Genomic DNA, 18,474 nt, shown 5'->3' with positions numbered 1-18,474 from the left:
GGCGTGTTTCCAGCCCCATGACGCGCTGCAGCGTCTTATGCCGCACTTGCGCACAAAAGGGAACGGGCGCGAGGAGTCTTGCTCCCCGCGCCCGCAGACCGGCCATTGCGGACGGTCTGGATCAGAAGGTGTAGCCGAACGAGAGGATGAACTGGCGCGGGGGAATGTAGGTCTCCATCACCTGCGCGCTGCCGTAGGGATCGGAGAAGCGCGAGTTCACGCCGTTCGTGTCGAACAGGTTGATGACGCGGAACATCATCGAGAAGTTCGTGTCCTCGGGCTCGTACTTCACCATGGTGTTGACCTGGGTGTAGGAGGAGGCGAGGTCGGTGCTGGCATCGTTGAAGACGCGGTACTGGTACTTGCCGCGGTAGATCGCCTGGGCGCGGGCGGTCAGGTTACCCGGGCCGACCTTGTTGGTGTAGGTCGCGGCCAGCGTGCCCTGCCAGCGCGGCAGCTTGGGAATGCGGTTGCCGTTGATGTTGGCGCGCGCGCCATCGCGCACGACCGAGGCGTCGTAGTAGTTGTTCCAGAACAGCCAGTCGCCGTAGCCCGCTGCGTTCTGCGCCGCCGCCGCCGCCGCCGGATCGAGCGCGTAGTAGTCCTCGGTGAATTCACCCTCCAGCCACGAGCCAGAGGCATCGACGCGGAAGTGTTCGGTCGGCGCCCACTGGGCTTCGAGTTCGATGCCGTAGACGCGCGCCTTGGGCGCGTTGGAGATGCCCTCGCCATAGAGCACGGGGTCTTCCTCGAGGAACTGCATGTCCTTGTAGAGATAGAGGAAACCCGATGCGTTCAGCTGGAGCGTGTCGTTCGCGAAGCGGTTCTTGGTGCCGATCTCAAAGCTGTCGACAGTCTCCTTGGTATAGGTGGGCTGGACCGAGTCCATGAGGCCCAGCGCCAGGCCGCTGCTGCCCGCCGAGGCCGCCGAGTTGATGCCGCCCGGCTTGAAGCCGCGCGTCCAGCTGGCGTAGACCATGTTTTCCGGCGTGATCTGGTAGTCGAGCGCGACCTTGCCGGTCCAGGCCTTGGTCTTGCGGTTGCCGGTGTAGGCGGGCTGGAGATAGGCGCCCGAGGACTGGCTGGCAGAGCCGCCCGACACGCTGTCCGACATGCCCTGTGCCTTGTCGTGGTTGTAGCGCACGCCAGCGGTGAGCGCGAGCTTGTCGGTCAGGTCGTAGGTCGCCTGGGCGTAGACGGCCCAGAGGTCACGCTCGATCGAGGAAAGTTCCGCATAGGCCAGGTTGCCCACCAGCGGGTCGTCCCAGGGCGTGGTCAGGGGCAGGGCGGGCTGGATGATGTTGTCGTCGGCCGCGCGGTACTCGTTGATGTACTGCTCGTTGTCGGAATGCAGGTAGACACCGCCCGCAACCCAGCTCAGCGGACCCGAGCCGTTGGAGGTGATGTTGAATTCCTGGCTCCAGCTTTCCGTGTCCGACTGCCACAGGGGCACGTGGTCGTAGTTGGAGTAGGTCCAGCTGTCCGGGTTGTAGGTGACGGCCGAGAAGGTCGCGGCATCGAGGCCGTCGGCGTCCCAGGCCTGGATCGAGTGCAGCTTCTGGTAGCCGGTGATCGACTTGAACGTGGCGAACGGCGCCTCGTAGCGGATCGTGCCGGTGTAGAGCTCGGTTTCGACCAGCGAGCGGCCCGGGTAGTCCTGGGTCAGGATGCGCGGATCGTCTTCGGGGTCGAGGATGTTCTTCTGCGCCGGGCCGTTGGTGTCGGAGTGGAAGTTGATCGCGTTGAGAGTGATCGAGAAGTTGGCCGTGGGCGCCCACTTTGCGCCGAGGCGCCAGCCGTACTCGTCCTGATCATCGAGATCGTAGCTGTCCGTGCCGGGGACCTTGGTGGCCTTGGCATAGCCATCGTGCTTGGTCATCTGGAAAGCGCCGCGCACGGCCAGCGTGTCGGTGAGCGGCACGTTGAGCGCTGCGCTTGCTTCCTTGTAGGCGTAGTTGCCGAAGCCACCGTTGGCATAGCCGGTGACCGCATCCATCGTCGGGTCGACCGAGACGACGTTGATCGTGCCGCCGGTGGAACCCTGCCCGAACAGCGTGCCCTGGGGCCCGCGCAGGACTTCGACCTGGGCGACGTCGATGAAGGCGGCCGAGGCGGCGATCGAGTTGAAGATGTAGACGCCGTCGATGTGGTAGGAGACGCCGGGCTGGGTGTTGGTGTTCTCGGGTGTTTCCGAGCCGATGCCGCGGATCGAGATGATGCGCTCACCACCGCCCGAACGCGCAACGACAAGGCCCGGGACCGAGCCGTTGAGGCCCGTGATGTCGGTGATATTGGCGGCCTTGAGGTCCTCGGCGCTGATCGCCGAGACCGAGAGCGGTGCGTCCTGGAGGCTGACCTCGCGGCGCTCGGCGGTCACGATAATGTCGTTGAGGCCGGTCGTGGCCGGTGCCGCGGCGGGCGCTGGTGCCGGCGCGGCCTCGTCGGCCTGCGCGGTCCCGGCCGTGAAGGCCATCAGCGAAACACTGCAGGCCAAGGCCCTGGCGAAATGCATCTTCGTCAACATGAAAGCTCCCCAAACCATGAATCTAATGGCAGTCCCGTGGTGGCGGCCGCTGGTTTTGTGGTTTGGCCGCTTACCGGGGAAGCTGGCGAGAATTGGCCCGTGCGGTCTTGTGCGCGTGCGAATAAGTAGTTGACTGTAGACCCTCGTGGAGATGTCGTTTCGGGCATCCCTCGGGTGTCAACGGCGGAGCAAAAGTCGGCCATGGGGCGGCGTAAAACCAGGCCATCGTGTTACACGCCGGGGGGAGTGGCGTGAGGGCGTAGCCCGAGGGCCACTCCCCCCGGCATTGGCTTGCTTTTCAGGGTCTGATTTTGGCCTTGCGGGCCCGGCTGTGAGCGAGGCGATAGCTTTCGCCGTTCATCTCGAGGATGCTGACGTGATGGGTCAGGCGATCGAGGAGCGCGCCTGTGAGACGCTCGGATCCGAAGGTTTCGGTCCATTCGTCGAAGGGCAGGTTGCTGGTGATCAAGGTGGAGCCGCGTTCGTAACGCTGGGAGATCAGCTCGAACAGCAGTTCGGCGCCGGTCTTGGAGAGCGGTACGAAGCCCAGTTCGTCGATGATGAGCAGTTTGTATCCGACCATCTGCTTCTGGAAGCGCAGGAGACGCCGCTCGTCGCGCGCCTCCATCATTTCGCTGACCAGCGCCGCCGCAGTGGTGAAGCCCACCGACAGCCCTTTCTGGCATGCTGCCAGTCCGAGCCCCAACGCTACGTGCGTCTTTCCGGTGCCCGATGGCCCCAGAGCGATGGCGTTCTCACGCCGCTCGATCCACTCGCAGCGCGCCATCTCGAGCACCTGCATCTTGTTGAGCACGGGATGACGGTGAAGTCGAAGCTGTCGAGGCTTTTGACGGCGGGGAAGCGCGCGGCCTTGATGCGCCGCTCGACCATACGACGCTCCCTGTCGATCATCTCCATCTCGACAAGGCGGGCGAGGAAGCGGATATGATCGACGCCTTCAGCGGCACATTGCCGGGCGAGCTTGTGGTGCTCTCGCAGGCACGTAGGCAGCAGGTGCCTTGAGATTGTGAGCGAGAAGAAGCTCCGGGGTCTGATCGCTCATGCGGCCTCCTGCTGGTCGGAGAGCAGGCTCAGATAGGCTCTGGCAAAGGTCTTCTCGACCGTTGTGCGTGGCAGGAAGGGATAGACGTCCGTGTCCAGCCCGGCGGTACGCGTTCGACCCGGCACAGGGCGAGGTGCTTGACGGCATCGAAGCCGATGGCGCCAAGATCAATGGCCTGTTCCACCGCCGCACGGAGATCGGCGAGGGTGAACGTTTCCAACAGGCGCAGCACCTGTACATATTCACGCCTGCCATGCTTGTGCATGCGGCCTTCCATCAACCGCTGCAGTGTCGTGAACGCTTCGGGCAAATCCCAGCCCTGCAAAGGCGCGGCACGGTCGAATGCGTTGATCTTCTGCTCGATCAGCGGGAGATAGTGGAGCGGGTCGAAGATAACCTCCTCGCGGGCATAACAACGAGGATGACGGGCGATGACTTCGCTGCGGCAGCCGACCACCACCTCATCGACATAGGCCCTGATCCAGACCTCCTGATGGCCCAGGCCACCGGAACCGAATAATCGTTGGTCCTGTAGCGCACCGGGATTGCGAGGAGACCCGCCCGCTCGTCTGATCGCAGGCCTCGAAGGGTGTAGCGGGCAGAGGCTGCATGGCTGCCAGATCGCGTTGCAAGCGCTCACCGATCGTCTCGCTCTGTCCGCGCACCTTGTCCTGCTGGCGCTTGCGGCATTGCTCCTCCAGCCATAGGTTGAAGGCCTCCCAGGTCGGGAACTTCGGGATCGGCACCATGAAATTGCGGCGGCAGTAACCAACCAGCCCTTCCACATTGCCTTTCTCGTTCCTTGCCCGGGCGGGCATAGCGGTCGCGGATCACGTAATGCGACAGGAAAGCGCTGAACAGCGTGGCACGCTTACGCGTGCCGTCTGGCAGGATCTTCGCCACAAGGCAGCGATCGTTGTCATAGACGATCGAGCGCGGCACCGCGCCGAAGAACGCGAAGGCATGAACGTGTCCGTCCACGGGCCTCCGCCACCGCCGCCGGATAGGCCCGCACATAGCAGGCATCACTGTGCGGCAGATCGAGTGCGAAGAAGTAGGCCTTCTGCTGCACCCCGCCGATCTCCACCAGCGCTTCCCCGAAATCGGCCTGCGCATCCCCCGCCGGGTGGGCCAGCGGCACGAACATCTCCCGGCTGCGTTGCTCACGCTCGCGGATGTAATCCTTGATGATCGTATAGCCGCCGGTGAAACCATGCTCGGCGCGCAAGCGGTCGAATACCCGCTTCGCCGTATGGCGCTGTTTGCGCGGGACGCAGCGGTCCCCTTCAAGCCATCCATCAATGATCGCCACAAACCCGTCCAGCTTCGGACGCTGCGGGACAGATTGACGCCGGTAACCCGGTGGCGATGAAAACGACAGCATCTTGCGCACCGTGTCGCGCGACACATTGAAACGCTTCGCCGCCGCCCGCTGGCTCATGCCATCCGCGCAAGCCAAACGGACCTGAAGATAAAGTTCCACGCTGTAGATCCCCACACCTCCCTGACTTGGCAGAAAGGCTTCAAGGTGGACGACTTTTACGCCGCCCGCAGCAGGACTATCCCGCCGCTAGCGTGGTCGAATATTGCTCCGCCGTTCTCAGGTCAATGGGGCGGGGAAATGCGCGACAAGACGCGCAGTGTCCCGCCCCCGGACAGGCAGGCCTGCGTCAGTCGGTGTCGCCCGGGACGGGAATTTCCACGCGCGCTTCGAGGCCGCTCGGGGCATCGCTGCGCGGGGAAAGGGCAAGGTCCAGGCCATAGGCCCCGGCGATGTCGCGTGCGATGGCAAGGCCAAGGCCAGAGCCCGCCATGGCCGGATCGAAGCGCGAGCCGATTTCGAAGGCCTGCGCGATCTGTTCGGGCGTGAGGCCCGGGCCATCGTCCAGGATGCGCACCACGAGCAGGCTTCCCGTCGCCGTACCCCGTTGCTCGACGGCGACGAAGACCTTGCGCGCAGCCCACTTGCCCGCGTTGTCGAGCAGGATCGCGAGCAGCTCGGAAAGGTCCACCGGGTCGACCGGGAGGGCAAGGTCGGTCTGCTCGGACATGGCGACGGAGAAGGCCGTGTCGCGGTGCAGCCGCTGCATCGCGCTGACCAGCGGAGGGAGGACCTTGCCGATGCGGCTTACTGTTCCGGGACGCCGTGCGCTGGCCGTCGCGCGGGCGCGGGCGAGCTGATACTCGATCTGCTGGACCATGATCCGGCTCTGCTCCAGCAGCGTTGCGCCTGCCGCCTGCGTCGCCGGATCGTGGCTGAGGCGTTCGGCCTCGTCGGTCATCACCGCAAGCGGGGTACGCAGCGAATGGGCGAGGTTGCCCGCCTCCAGCCGCGCGCGCTCGACCGCGCCCTGGCTGTGCTCGATAAAGACGTTGAGGTCCGAGACAAGCGGGGCGATTTCGGTGGGGTAGGTCCCTTCCAGGCGTGCGGCCGAGCCCTCGCGCAGCCGCGCGCTGGCCGCGCCCAGCCGGTCGAGCGGACGCAGGCCGACGGCGACATACACGACGCCGGTCGTGCCCAGCAGCGCGGCGAGCAGCCCCAGCCACAGCCGCAGCTCGTGGTCGAAACGGGCGATGATGTCGTCAAGGATGCGCTCATCGGTGGCGATCACGTAATGGACATCGCCCACCCCCTTGGCCTTGCGCACGAAGCCGTAAGTGATGGTGGGGCCCGTGGGGCCGCTCTCGACGTGGTGGTGGATCGAACTGTCATGCGCGATGGAGGTGTCGAGCTCGCCGTGGGTGAGCGAGGCCGAGCGCAGCGGCGGATAGCCGTCCAGGCTGACCTGCCAGTAGAAGCCGCCATCGGGCACCGCGAAGCGCGGATCGGACAGCGGACGGTCGAGCCGGATGGTGCCGTCGGGCTCGATCCGCACAAGGCGGCCCAGTTCCCGGACGTGGACCTGGAGTTCATCGTGGTAGTTCTGCTCGACGTGCTTGGCGAAGAGGCGGGTCGCCGAATACCAGATCCCGGCGATGCCAAGCGCGATCCAGGCCAGCGAGGCGAGGAGCAGGCGAACCCGCAGCGAGCGCCAGTTCCAGCGCCCGCGCCTCGGGGTGTGCGCGGTGGTGCAGGCGGGGGAGTGGCTCATGCGCCGAACCTGTAGCCAAGCCCGCGCATGGTGTGAATGCGGCTCTTGCCGATCTTGCCGATCTTGCGGCGCAGGCGCGAGACCAGGACCTCGACCGAGTTGAGATCGTAATGGCTGGACAGATCGTAAAGGTGTTCGCCGATATCGGCCTGCGAGAGGATCTGGCCTGAACGGCGCACGAACAGGCTGAGCAGGCGGAATTCCTGTTTGCTCAGCGCAAGCGGCTCCCCGTCGCATTCCACCACGCGGCCGACCGGATCGATACGGATGCCGCTGTCCTCCAGCCAGGTTTCGCGCGCGCCATTCTCGCGCCGCAGGAGCGCGTGGAGGCGGGCGAGCAGTTCCTCGAAGCGTACCGGCTTGACCACGAAGTCGTCCGCGCCGGCATTGAGGCCGGCGACCTTGTCCTGCCAGCTGCCGCGCGCGGTCAGGATCAGGATCGGGCAGGTCACCTTGCGGCGGCGCCAGTAGTCGAGAAGCTCCATGCCCGAACCGTCGGGAAGGCCCAGGTCGAGGATGATGACCGCAATCTTGTCCATGTCCGGCCAGTCCTCGCCCTCGCTGCGCGAGCGCGCAACATCCACGGCAAAGCCAGCCGAGCGCAACCGTCCGGACAGGCGCTCGCTCAGTTGGTCATCGTCTTCCACCAGAAGTGCGCGCATGGCCGCTGTTCTCCCTTGGCTGGGCTACGGCCTCATCGGCCTGTCCTCGTGAACCTGTCAATACGCCGCGAAACTGACAGGGTCCTGTCAGGTTGGAGGCGCATTTCAGGAGACCATGAACAGGACCACTCTTGCCGGCCTCGCCGCCGCCGCGCTTGCCCTTGCGGGCGGTGTCTATTTCGCCTTGCGCCCGGACTCCCGGGTCGAGGAGCGCTCCGAGGCGGCGCAGGATGGCCCTGCGGGTGCCCTGAGTGCCGCGCAGGTCAAGGCGCTGGGGGTTCGGACCGAGGCGGCCGTGCGCGCCGAGGGGGTGCCGCTGGGGACGGTCCCGGCGCAGGTGACGCTCCCGCCGCAGGCGAAAGTTGCCGTGACGACGCCGTTCACCGGCACGGTCGCGCAGCTCTTCGTGCTCGAAGGCGAGAATGTCGCGCGCGGGGCGCCGCTCGCGGTGGTGCGCGCGGCCGATGCGGTCCAGTTCAGCGCGGCCTTGCAGCGCGCCCGCGCGGATCTCGCGCTTGAACGGGCGCGGGCGCAGCGGCTGGAAACACTCGCCAAGGAAGGCGTCGTGGCCGGAGCCCGCGCGGACGAGGCGCGGGCCAGCCTGCGCCAGTCGCAGGCAACCGTCTCGGAAAACCAGCGTCTCCTCGCGCTCGCCGGGGCTGGGGCGGATGGCACCGTGACCTTGCGCGCGCCGATTGCCGGGCGCGTCGCCCATGTCGGCGTGGAAACCGGCGGCGGTGTCGGCGGCGACGAGGCCCCCTTCGTCATCGAGAATACGGCGGCGTTGACCCTCGATCTCCAGTTGCCCGAGCGGCTGGCGGGCAAGGTGCGTCCCGGAATGGACGTCGAAGTGGCTGTGCGCGGTGGGGAAGGTCTGCCGATTACCGGACGCATCGTGTCGGTTGGCGCCTCGCTCGATCCCCAGACACGCTCGATCCTGGCCAAGGCGCGGCTGGACGATACGACTGGCCTGGTGCCCGGGCGCGGGGTCATGGCGGTTATCCGCGATCCCGGCGGCGCGGGAGAGGGGGTCTCCGTCCCCGTGTCCGCCGTTACCCGGATCGGCGAGGCGGACGTCGTCTTCGTAGCGCAGAAGGGTCGTTTCGTGCGCCGTGATGTGCAACTGGTCGCCGAGGCCGGTGGGCGTGCCCTCGTGGCCGAGGGGCTGAAGGCCGGAGAACAGGTCGCGACGCACGGCGTGGCCGAACTCAAGTCCCTTCTGGCGGAGCAGTAAGGCCATGTTGCGCACCCTCGTCGAACGGGCGCTGGCCTGGCGACTTGCCATGCTCGCGCTTGCAATAGCGCTGGCCGGGCTCGGCACCTGGTCGTTCCTGCGCCTGCCTATCGATGCCTTTCCTGACATCTCCAGCACGCAGGTCAAGATCATCATGAAAGCGCCGGGCATGACGCCCGAGGAGGTCGAAAGCCGGGTCATCACGCCTATCGAGATGGAGATGCTGGGCATTCCGAGCCAGGCCACCCTGCGCTCGGTCGCCAAGTACGCCATCGCCGACATCACCATCGACTTCGACGACAGCGCCGACATCTACTGGGCGCGCACGCAGGTGGCCGAGCGGCTGAACGGCATCATGGGCGACCTGCCCGAGAACGTGTCGGGTGGGATGGCGCCGATCTCCACGCCGCTCTCGGACATGTACATGTTTACGCTGGAGGGGCCGCAGAGCCTCGCCGAGAAGCGCCGCACGCTTGACTGGGTGATCCGCCCGGCATTGCGCACGGTGCCCGGCGTTGCCGACGTCAACGCGCTGGGCGGCCGGGTCGAGACGTTCGAGGTTGCGCCGGACATGAGCGCGCTGGCCGCGGCCGGGCTCACCATTTCGGATCTTGCCGAGGCCGTCGAGGCGTCCAACCGCAACGATGGCGCGGGCCGCCTCGATACGGGCGAGGAGGCGCTGATCGTGCGCTCCACCGCGCGGGTGGAGACGCTGGACGATCTCGCCGCCGTGGTCGTGCGCAGCGACGGGCAGCGCGTGGTGCGCGTGAGCGATGTCGCCGATGTGCGCACCGGCAGCCTGACCCGCTACGGCGCGGTCAGCAAGAACGGCACGGGCGAGGCGGTGGAAGGCCTTGTCATCGGTCTTCGCGGGGCCGACGCGGCGCAGGTTGTCGACGGTGTGAAGGCGCGCTTCGAGGAACTTCAGCCGAGCCTTCCCGAGGGCATGAAGGTGGCGGTCTTCTACGACCGTTCGGACCTCATCGAACGGGCCGTCGGGACGGTCGAAAAGGCGCTGCTGGAGGCAACCATCCTGGTCGTCATTCTCCTCCTCCTGTTCCTGGGCGATGTGCGTGCCTCGCTGATCGTGGCGCTGGCGCTGCCCATGGCGGTGCTCCTCACCTTCATCTTCATGCGCGCGATCGGCCTCACCGCCAACCTCATGAGCCTTGGCGGCATCGCGATCGCGGTGGGCATGCTGGTGGATGGCGCGGTCGTTGTCGTCGAGAACGTGGTGGAGCGGCTTTCCGACCCGAAGCATGCCAAGAACGGCAAGCTTTTCAACGTGCTCGTCGCGTCTGCCGAAGTGGCCAAGCCGGTCGCCTCGGGCATGGCGATCATCGCGCTGGTCTTCCTGCCGCTCCTCACGCTGCAAGGCCTGGAAGGCAAGCTTTTCGCGCCCGTCGCCATGACCATCGTGCTCGCGCTGCTGTCCGCGCTGGTGCTCTCGCTGACGCTGGTGCCGGTGCTTGCCTATTTCGTCCTCAAGGTGAATGCCGAGGGGCATGCGCACGAACCCTGGCTGATGCGCAAGCTCAGCCCGCGCTACCATGGCCTGCTGGCAGGCGCCTTCGCGCGGCGGCGGCTGGTTTACGGGGTGGCGGGGCTCTCGCTCGTGGTCACCGTCTTTGCCTATAGCCTGACCGGCAAGACCTTCCTGCCGACGATGGACGAAGGCTCGGTCATCGTGCAGCTGACCAAGCTGCCCTCGATCTCGCTCGAACACAGCGTCGAGGGCGACATGAAGGCGCAGCGGGTGATCCTCGAAAAGGTGCCCGAAGTGCGCGCGGCGATTGCCCGCGTGGGCTCGGACGAGCTGGGTCTCGACCCGATGAGCCCCAACGAGACCGACACCTTCCTGGAACTTGCCCCGCGCGAGGAATGGCGCGTGGCCGACAAGGAGTGGCTCATCGGCGAGATCCGCACCGCGCTTTCCGCGCTGCCCGGCATCGAGCCCAGCTTCACTCAGCCCATCGACATGCGCATCTCCGAAATGCTCACCGGCTCGCGCGGGGACCTTGCGATCAAGGTCTTCGGGCCGGACCTGGCCGAGCTCTCGCGCATTGCGGGCGCCATCCAGGGGCGCCTCGAAGCCATCCGCGGGACCAGCGAGGCGATGACGGTCGCGAACGACAGCGTCGACTACCTCCAGCTTGCCGTCGACCGCGTCGAGGCGGGGCGCGTCGGCATGCCGGTGAGCGACCTGCAGGACGCCATGCGCGCCCAGATCGAGGGCGTGCACGCGGGCGTGGTCGCGCAAGGCATCCGCCGTGTCCCCATTGTCATTCGCGGCGAAGGCGAGGGGCTGACCGCGCAGACATTTGCCGACACGCTCTACCGCTCCCCCAGCGGCCATCTCGTGCGAGCGAGCGATGTCGCGCACGTCGCCCGTGTCGAGGGGCCGGTGAAGCTGGAGCATGAGAACGGCTCGCGCTTCGCGCTTGTCCAGGCCTTCGTCTCGGGCCGCGACCTTGTCGGCTATGTCGAGGAGGCCAAGGCCGATATCGCGCAGAACGTACCGCTTCCCCAGGGCTACCGCATCGTCTGGGGCGGCCAGTTCGAGAACCAGCAGCGCGCTTCGGCCCGGCTGATGGTGGTGCTGCCGATCTCGCTGGTGATGATCTTCGTGGTTCTCTACGCGACGCTCCATTCGCTGCGCGCTTCGCTGCTGATCCTGGCGATGATCCCCTTCGCGGTGGTGGGCGGCATGGTCTCGCTTGCGCTCTCGGGCGAGTATCTCTCGGTGCCCGCCTCGGTCGGCTTCATCGCCCTGCTCGGTATCGCGGTGCTGAACGGGCTCGTCATGGTCAGCTACTTCCGGCAACTGCGCGAGGAGGGCGTGCCTCTCGCCGAGGCCGTCCGGCGCGGTGCGGAGCGGCGCCTGCGCCCCGTTCTTATGACCGCGACGATTGCGGCTTTCGGTCTTGTTCCGCTGCTCTTTGCCAGTGGTCCGGGTTCGGAGATCCAGAAGCCGCTCGCCATCGTTGTCATCGGCGGGCTCGTCTCCTCCACGCTGCTGACGCTGATTCTCCTGCCCATGCTCTACGAACGCTTCGGGGAGAACCGTGCCGAGAGCCGCGCCGAAGAGGAGGAGAACGCCCATGCGTAAGCGTCTTACCATGACCGCTGCGCTGGTCCTGACCCTGGCTGCACCAGGGGGCCACGCGCAGGAGGCAGGCCTGCCCGACCTCGCCCAGGTCCAGGCCGCGCTCGATGCACACCCCTCGGTCCAGGCCGCGCAGGCCCGCAGCGGAGCCGCGCAGGCCCAGGCCCGCGCGCTTGCGCGCGGCAGCCATGAAGTGACCTTCCAGGGCAGTTACATGAACCGCTCGGTCACACGGGAGGGGACATACGACGAGTTCGACGCACAGCTCATGCGGCCCTTCCGTCTTCCCGGCAAGGCGCGGCTCGACAAGGAGATCGGCAGTTACGGCATTGTCGCGGCCCAGAACCGGGCCGAGGATGCGCGCCATCAGGCCGCAACGCTTCTCAACGACAGCTGGTGGGACTGGCTGGGCGCGGCCGAGGAAGTGCGCATCGACCGGCAGGCCGTGGCGAACTACGAGACGCTGCTGAAAGCCGTGTCCCGGCGCGTGGAACTGCGCGATGCGGCCCAGCTCGAGACCGATCAGGCCGAAGCGAGCCTGGGCGCGGCGCGGCTCGCCCTCCAGCAGTCGGAAGGGCGCGCGGCGCTTGCCCGCACGCGCCTGAGGGCCCAGTTTCCCACGCTTGCTCTGGAGGGCGAGGCGCCTTCGGTTCCCGTGCCGGTGCTGCCCGAAGCGGGCATTGCCGCGCTCGGCCAGAAAGTGATCGAGCACAGCCACGAGATCGCGGCGGCGGACGCGGCGGCGGGCGGCGCGGACGCTTCGGCGGCGCGCGCCCGGGCCGAGCGCACGGCGGATCCGTCGCTGGGCTTTCGCGTCTTTTCCGAGCGCAGCGGCGAGGAGCAGGGCGCCGGTGTCCTCTTTCAGATGCCTCTGGGCGGCGGGCATCGTCGGGCGCTCGCCGATCAGGCGGAGGCTGAGGCCAGCGCCGCGCGCGCCGATGCCATGGCAACCCGCTTTGCCGTCACCGGGATGGCCGAGGCGGACATGTCCGAGGCGCGCTATCGGCACGCGGCCTGGCAACGTGCGCGCGAGGGCTTGAAGGCGCAGATGGCGGCGCTCCTGAAGCTGCGCATCGGCCACAAGGCGGGCGAGATAGACCTCTCGGACGAGCTTCTGGGCGAGCGGCAGGTCCACGACGCCCTGCGCCAGGAAGTCCAGGCACGGGCCGAGGCGATGCGCGCGCTGACCCGGCTGCGGCTCGATGCCCACGCGATCTGGATCGGCGATCCGGCGGAACGCGACTAGAGGCGGGCGCGGCCCGTTCAGCGAAGGAGCGGGATTGCGCCCAAAACCAGCGTGACCAGCAACACGGCCAGGCTAGCGAGGAGCGCCAGCCCGGCGCGGCGCCCGGCGCGAGGACCTGCGTTGACGAAGACGAGGACGGTCTTGAAGGCCATGTTGCTGGCCACGGTCCCGGCAAGTGCGAGAGAGGTAATGGCCGAGGCGACCGCGCCTTGTGGCAGCGTGGAATAGGCCACCATCGCCGCATCGACGTCGAAGCTTCCCGCGAGGAACAGCGAGAGCCCTCCGCCCGCTTCGCCGAACTGGTCCTGCGCCCAGCGCACCAGGAGCGCCGCGCCTGCAACGGCCAGAAGAAAGCCGAAGGCGGGGAGCAGTTCGAAGGGCTTGCCCCCTTGCGCGGGGCTGCTCGCGCCCGAGCTCGTCTCGCGGCGCCAGACAAGACCCGAGACGAGGAAGGCGACCAGGAGAGCAGGCCCGAGCAGCCCGGCAAGGCGCATCAGGATGTCGGGCGCGAGGACAGCGGCGAGGATCAGCACGCGCAGGTACATCACCGCCGAGGCCAGCGCGATGCCGGTTGCGAGCGGGCCCTCGCTCCCCTTGCGCAGCTGGCTGGCGAAGGCGGCGGTGACCGCGGTCGAGGAATAGGCTCCGCCGATGAGCGCCGTCGTCAGCGTCCCGGCCGAGGCGCCGATGGCGCGCCGCGCGATGTAGCCGGCAATCGAGAAGCCGGTGATGAGGATCACGACGAGCCAGAGCTGGAACGGGTTCCAGGCGGCATAAGGACCCATGTTGCGGTCGGGGAGGAATGGCAGGACGGCCACCGCGATGACCGCAAAGCGCACCAGCGCGCGCATTTCCTCCGGGCTCAGCGCGCGCAGCAGGGCATGGGCCTGCTGCCGGGCCGAGAGGAGAAGCGTGGCGATGGCGGTCAGGGCCAGCGCAAGGGCGGGGTATCCCGCTCCTGCAAGAAGCCCGAGGGCGATCGTCATCAGGGCGGCGACGGGCGTGGTCGCATCGAAAGTGGGGGCGGCCCGGCGCGAGACGAAGAAGGCGCCGATGAGAAGGGCGAGGAGGGCGCTGAGAAGCACGGCGCCCAGGATCGCGGAAACCGCGAGAGAGATCGCTGCGACGAGGCCCCCGCAGGTGCCGATCAGCGCGAAGGTGCGTACTCCTGCGACCCGGCTGCCATCAGCGGCTTCGCGCTGGCGCCAGCCGCGCTCGATGCCCACCAGCAATCCCGCGGCGAGCGCCGCCAGAAGGTGGCTGGCAAGATCCAGCTGGCTGTTCCAGTCCACGGTCTCGATTGGCACGCGCATTCTTCCCTGGTGACTGTCTGGAACGATCCGCTTCCCCTAGGCCGGATCGGACCTGGGTGAAAGCGTCCTGTATACTTGGCGAAATAGTCCTGTAGTCCTGTGACTTGTGCAATAGTTTAACCCCAAGTTGGAGGTGAGCCGCCTTGCCTTGGCGCGGCGTTCTTGCCACTCTTCGTCCGAGTAATTCTTGAGGGGGTATGATGCGGTTTGTTTCTCTGTGCCTGGCCGGGGTTTCGTTGCTGGCGGCAGGTACGGCCATGGCGGGTGAAGAGGTGCTCTATGCGCCCGCGCCCGATTGGGTCGAGGAAGTCGATGCAGACGTCATCGATACCTCGTCCTCGACCCCGCTGGCGCTCTACGACATGCAGCAACGCATCGAGGATGGCACGCTGTCGATCTATGTCGACCGGGCCTTCAAGCTCGATGCGCCCCAGGCGCTGACCCAGGCAGGGACGAGCACCGCCTCGTGGCTCCCGGACAAGGGCGATCTCACCATCCACAGGGTCGAAATCCTGCGTGGAGACAAGCGCATCGACGTGCTGGAAGGCGGCGCGAAATACACCGTTCTGCGCCGTGAGACCCAGCTGGAAAAGCGCACGCTCGATGGCGCTCTGACCGCCACGCTCGCGGTGCCCGGGCTTGAACTGGGCGACGTGCTGCGCATCGCCTTCACCCAGTCGGTCAAGGACCCCACGCTCAAGGGCGAGGTCCAGATGACCAACGTGCTGTTCGCGGCTCCCACCGAGGCGGGCTTCGCGCGCGACATCGTCTCATGGCCCGAGGATGAGGACGTGCGCTGGAAGACCGGTCCCGTCGACGTCGCGGTGGAGGAAACCAGCAAGGGCGGCGAGCACCGTCTCACCGTCGCACTTCCGCTCCCCGAGCCCGAGGACATGCCCTCCGATTCGCCGGTCCGCTACCGGCGCCCCGCGCTGATCCAGGCCGGGACCTTCTCGTCCTGGGAGGACGTCTCGAGCATCTTCGCGCCGCTCTACGATCCGGCAGGGCGTATTGCGCAGGGCAGCGCGCTTGCGGGCGAAGTCGCGACGATCCGCGCGGCGAGTGCCGATCCGCTGGAACGCGCCGCGCTCGCCACCCGCCTCGTCCAGGACAAGGTCAGTTACCTGATGAACGGGATGGCCTCGGGCAACTACGAGCCCCAGGCCCCCGACCAGACCTGGCAGCTGCGCTACGGCGATTGCAAGGCCAAGACGCTGCTCCTGCTTTCGTTGCTCCATGAACTGGGTATCTCCAGTGAAGCCGTGCTCGTCCACTCCTCGGCCAGCGATGCCATTCCCGACCTTCTGCCCATGCCCAGTGCCTTCGATCACGTGCTGGTGAAGGCGAACATCGGGGGGACCGACTACTGGCTCGATGGCACGTCGGCGGGCACGCGCATGAGCAACATTGCCGACACCCCGCCGTTCCGCCACGTCCTGCCGATCCGGGCCGAGGGGACGGGCGTGATGGCTCTGGCCCCGCGTGTCCCTGCGACCCCGCAGGCCTTCGTCAAGCTGACGTTCGACGAGCGGGGCGGGATCGATCTGCCCGTGCTCGTCACCGCCCGGGCGACGCTGTCGGGGCCGGTGGGCGTGGGTCTTGGCGCTGTCATCAAGCAGGTTGGAGAGGACCAGAAGGACGAATTGATCGACCAGTTTGCCTCCTCGACGCTCGAAGGTCTGGTCGTGACCGAAGGTTCACTTTCCTTCGATGAGGAGCAGGGCATCGCCCATGTCGATGTCAGCGGCATCCGCACCACCGCATGGAGCCGGCAGGGCTCGCGCAAGCGTCAGGACTTTGCGGACCTGCCAAGCCAGGACGTCGACTTTTCGCCCGACCGCGCCCGACCGGCCTGGCGCGAGATCCCGGTCGATACCGGCGCGCCGACGCTGCAGGTGACCGAACTGACCGTGCTGTTGCCCGAGGATGAGGACGGCTATCTCCTGCGCGGGCGCCCCGAGCTCGACATGAGCTATGGCACCACCCATTTCGTGCGAAGTGCGCAGCTGGAGGGACAGACCCTCACCGTGACCGAGCGGGTCGAGGGGCTGGGCGGCGAAGTGCCGAGCGAGGCCATCGCGGCCGAGAAGGGCAAGGCCGCCCGGATCTCCAATTCGGCGATCTTCCTCCTCGCGCCCGGCGATGCGGTGCGCCAATGGCAGCTGCCCATGCCCGCCTACGAGGGACGGCTGAAACCGTACGAAGAGGCCTACGCCAAGGTGATCGCGCGCGAACCGGACAAGGCGTTTGGATATATCAACCGCGCGCTGTTTCGCTGGCGCACGGCGAACCTCGAAGGCGCACTGGCCGATTATGACAAGGCCCTGGAACTCGACCCGGCTGCGGAAACCTACCGTTCGCGCGGTTCGGTCCTGTTCGCCATGGATCGCTTTGAAGATGCTCTGCCCTCCTACCGCCAGGCGTTTGAAATCGATCCGTCCTCGGCTTCCGCACTTGGCCTCGCCGGTGCACTGGGACGCAACGGCAAGGTCGAGGAGGCGCTGGCGCTGCTGGACGAGTACGATGATTACGGCACCCAGCATCCCCAGTTCGTGGATCTGCGCGCCGAGGTCCTTGCCTATGGCGGCCGCGCGGAAGAAGGTCTTGCCGCCATCAACGAGTTGATCGAGGAGCGTCCGGGGCAGGGGTACCTCTACAACAATTCGTGCTGGTACCGTGCGCGCTTCAAGGTGGGTACCGAGGGTATGATCGAAACGTGCGACAAGGCGGTCGAACAGTCCTCGAGTGCCGCCGCCGCGCTTGATAGCCGGGCCCTTGCCTGGTTGCAGTTGGGAGAGCCTGCCAAGGCTCTCGCCGATGCCGATGCGGCCATCAACCTTGCGCCTGACCAGACGTCAAGCCGGTACTTCCGTGCCGTGGCCCAGCAGCGGCTGGGCGATGACAGCGGCAAGGACTTCATCGCCTACATGGATCGCTTCTGGCCCGGCCAGGCCCGCGATTTCGCGTTCTACGGCCTCAAGTAGTCGTCACGGACCGGGGCTTTACGCCCGCCGTGACGCGGTTCTTCGCAACGAGGCGGGCGATGAAGTCGAGCTTGGCGACGATGGTATCGGACAGGCGGAAGGGGTAGAGGTCCCCGGTCCCCATGGCGCGGTTCATGGAGTTCAAGGCGAAGGCGATCGGCTCCATGTGCCGGGCGAGCGTTGCGGCGTCGGCGCGGTAGGGATCGAAACGGACCTCGATATCGTTGCCGGGCGCGGCATTGGTGCTTTCGCCGGGCAGGTGCAGCGAGAGGTCGAAGCTCTCGGCCGTCGCCTGCAGGTCCACCATGTGGAGATAGTGCGCCCAGGTCTCGGCGAAGTCTTCCCAGGGGTGCGATGTCGCGTAGTAGCTGACATAGGCGTCGGTCCAGACGGTGTTGCCGTTGCCGTTGTAGTGCTCGGCCAGTGCCTGCTGGTAATCGATCCGCTCATCGCCGAAGATCTCGCGGAATTCGGCGAGGCAGTCCGGATCGGTCTCGACCAGGCGCGACCAGTAGTGGTGGCCGACTTCGTGGCGGAAATGGCCGAGCAGCGTGCGGTAGGGCTCGCCCATGTTCTGGCGGATGCGTTCGCGCTCGGCATCGTCCGCCTCGATCAGGTTGAGCGTGATGAGGCCCGAGGCGTGCCCTGTCATGACCTGTGGTGCCTCGTCGTTCTCGGCCGCCGGGTCGTAGAGGAAATCGAAGGCGAGGCCCTGGCGCCCGGGCGCTTCTTGCGCCTTGGTCTCCAAGGGCAGGCCCAGCTTCAGAAGGGTGTGGACCATGCGCCGCTTGGCCGCCTCGATCCGCGCCCAGCGCGGCGGCACGGAGGGTTCGGCAAGATCGGGGATCGTGCGGTTGTGACGGCAGGCCCGGCACAGGTGCGAGGGCTCGTCCGGTTCCACCAGCCAGTTGCAGATCGCGTGCGCATTGTTGTTCGCGCAGACCACCACCTCGCGCGCGCCGCCGTCCTCGCCGCGCCAGCGCGTGGCCCCGTCGGTCAGGTGGCGGAAGGCGTCTATGACCGGATCGTAGCCCAGCGTGGCCTGGCAATGTGGGCACAGGCGCGCCTCGAAATGGATCGGCTGGTGGCAGTTGGGGCAGGCAAAGGCGTGCATGGACACTCTCGTTCCCGAAACAGGGCGTCTTGAAAAGCGGCGGGGCGCCGTCTCGTGGCTCGCATAACGCATGGAAGGCGCGTAAGGTTCGCGAAGAGATGAAGGGCGACGCGGCAGAGCGTTCTGCGCGGCAAGG

General features: G+C 66.8%; 9 protein-coding genes and 2 pseudogenes. 4 read left to right on the top strand and 7 right to left on the bottom strand.

The annotated features are described in order from the left end of the window. Positions 1-121: 121 nt before the first annotated feature. The 5 genes and pseudogenes from HT578_RS04635 to HT578_RS04615 form a co-directional block, all read right to left on the bottom strand. Complete coding sequence (locus HT578_RS04635) at positions 122-2,524, bottom strand: TonB-dependent receptor (RefSeq protein WP_213502351.1); 2,403 nt, start codon at positions 2,522-2,524, stop codon at positions 122-124. Between the two features lie 298 nt (positions 2,525-2,822). Beyond that, positions 2,823-3,469, bottom strand: a pseudogene (gene istB / locus HT578_RS04630) (IS21-like element helper ATPase IstB). Positions 3,470-3,583: 114 nt separating this feature from the next. Next, positions 3,584-5,070 (bottom strand): annotated as a pseudogene (istA, locus tag HT578_RS04625) (IS21 family transposase). A gap of 187 nt (positions 5,071-5,257) precedes the next feature. Then, the gene (locus HT578_RS04620; protein ID WP_213502350.1) at positions 5,258-6,679 is read right to left on the bottom strand and encodes a sensor histidine kinase; all 1,422 of its coding nucleotides are present in this window, start codon (positions 6,677-6,679) and stop codon (positions 5,258-5,260) included. Continuing rightward, positions 6,676-7,341 carry a response regulator transcription factor gene (locus HT578_RS04615; protein WP_213502349.1) on the bottom strand — a complete coding sequence of 222 codons (666 nt, stop codon included), beginning with the start codon at positions 7,339-7,341 and terminating at the stop codon, positions 6,676-6,678. Before HT578_RS04615 ends, HT578_RS04620 begins: the two co-directional genes overlap by 4 nt. A 115-nt stretch (positions 7,342-7,456) precedes the next feature. Between HT578_RS04615 and HT578_RS04610 the strand changes: the two genes are divergently transcribed. The 3 genes from HT578_RS04610 to HT578_RS04600 are packed head-to-tail and all read left to right on the top strand — an operon-like array spanning position 7,457 to position 12,927. After that, positions 7,457-8,575 (top strand): efflux RND transporter periplasmic adaptor subunit, encoded by a 1,119-nt coding sequence (locus tag HT578_RS04610; RefSeq protein WP_213502348.1) that lies wholly within the window; start codon positions 7,457-7,459, stop codon positions 8,573-8,575. A gap of 4 nt (positions 8,576-8,579) precedes the next feature. Next, a complete protein-coding gene (locus HT578_RS04605; RefSeq protein ID WP_213502347.1) occupies positions 8,580-11,684 on the top strand; it encodes an efflux RND transporter permease subunit in 3,105 nt (1,034 codons plus the stop codon). After that, a complete protein-coding gene (locus HT578_RS04600) occupies positions 11,677-12,927 on the top strand; it encodes a TolC family protein (RefSeq protein WP_213502346.1) in 1,251 nt (416 codons plus the stop codon). The genes HT578_RS04605 and HT578_RS04600 overlap by 8 nt, the downstream gene beginning before the upstream one ends. 17 nt (positions 12,928-12,944) lie before the next feature. On the opposite strand, the gene HT578_RS04595 is transcribed toward HT578_RS04600, so the two are convergent. Beyond that, the gene (locus tag HT578_RS04595) at positions 12,945-14,234 is read right to left on the bottom strand and encodes an MgtC/SapB family protein (protein WP_213502345.1); all 1,290 of its coding nucleotides are present in this window, start codon (positions 14,232-14,234) and stop codon (positions 12,945-12,947) included. A 203-nt stretch (positions 14,235-14,437) separates the two neighbouring features. Between HT578_RS04595 and HT578_RS04590 the strand changes: the two genes are divergently transcribed. After that, complete coding sequence (locus HT578_RS04590) at positions 14,438-17,224, top strand: DUF3857 domain-containing protein (RefSeq protein WP_213502344.1); 2,787 nt, start codon at positions 14,438-14,440, stop codon at positions 17,222-17,224. Here HT578_RS04590 and HT578_RS04585 read toward each other — a convergent pair. Continuing rightward, the gene (locus HT578_RS04585) at positions 17,217-18,338 is read right to left on the bottom strand and encodes a zinc-binding metallopeptidase family protein (RefSeq protein ID WP_213502343.1); all 1,122 of its coding nucleotides are present in this window, start codon (positions 18,336-18,338) and stop codon (positions 17,217-17,219) included. The two genes, HT578_RS04590 and HT578_RS04585, sit on opposite strands and share 8 nt — an antisense overlap. Positions 18,339-18,474: the final 136 nt, after the last annotated feature.

Origin of the sequence: Novosphingobium decolorationis, from assembly GCF_018417475.1 — a bacterium.
GTDB lineage: Bacteria > Pseudomonadota > Alphaproteobacteria > Sphingomonadales > Sphingomonadaceae > Novosphingobium > Novosphingobium decolorationis.
Note: the sequence above shows the minus strand (reverse complement) of the source record. Positions and strands in the feature narration are given on the sequence as shown.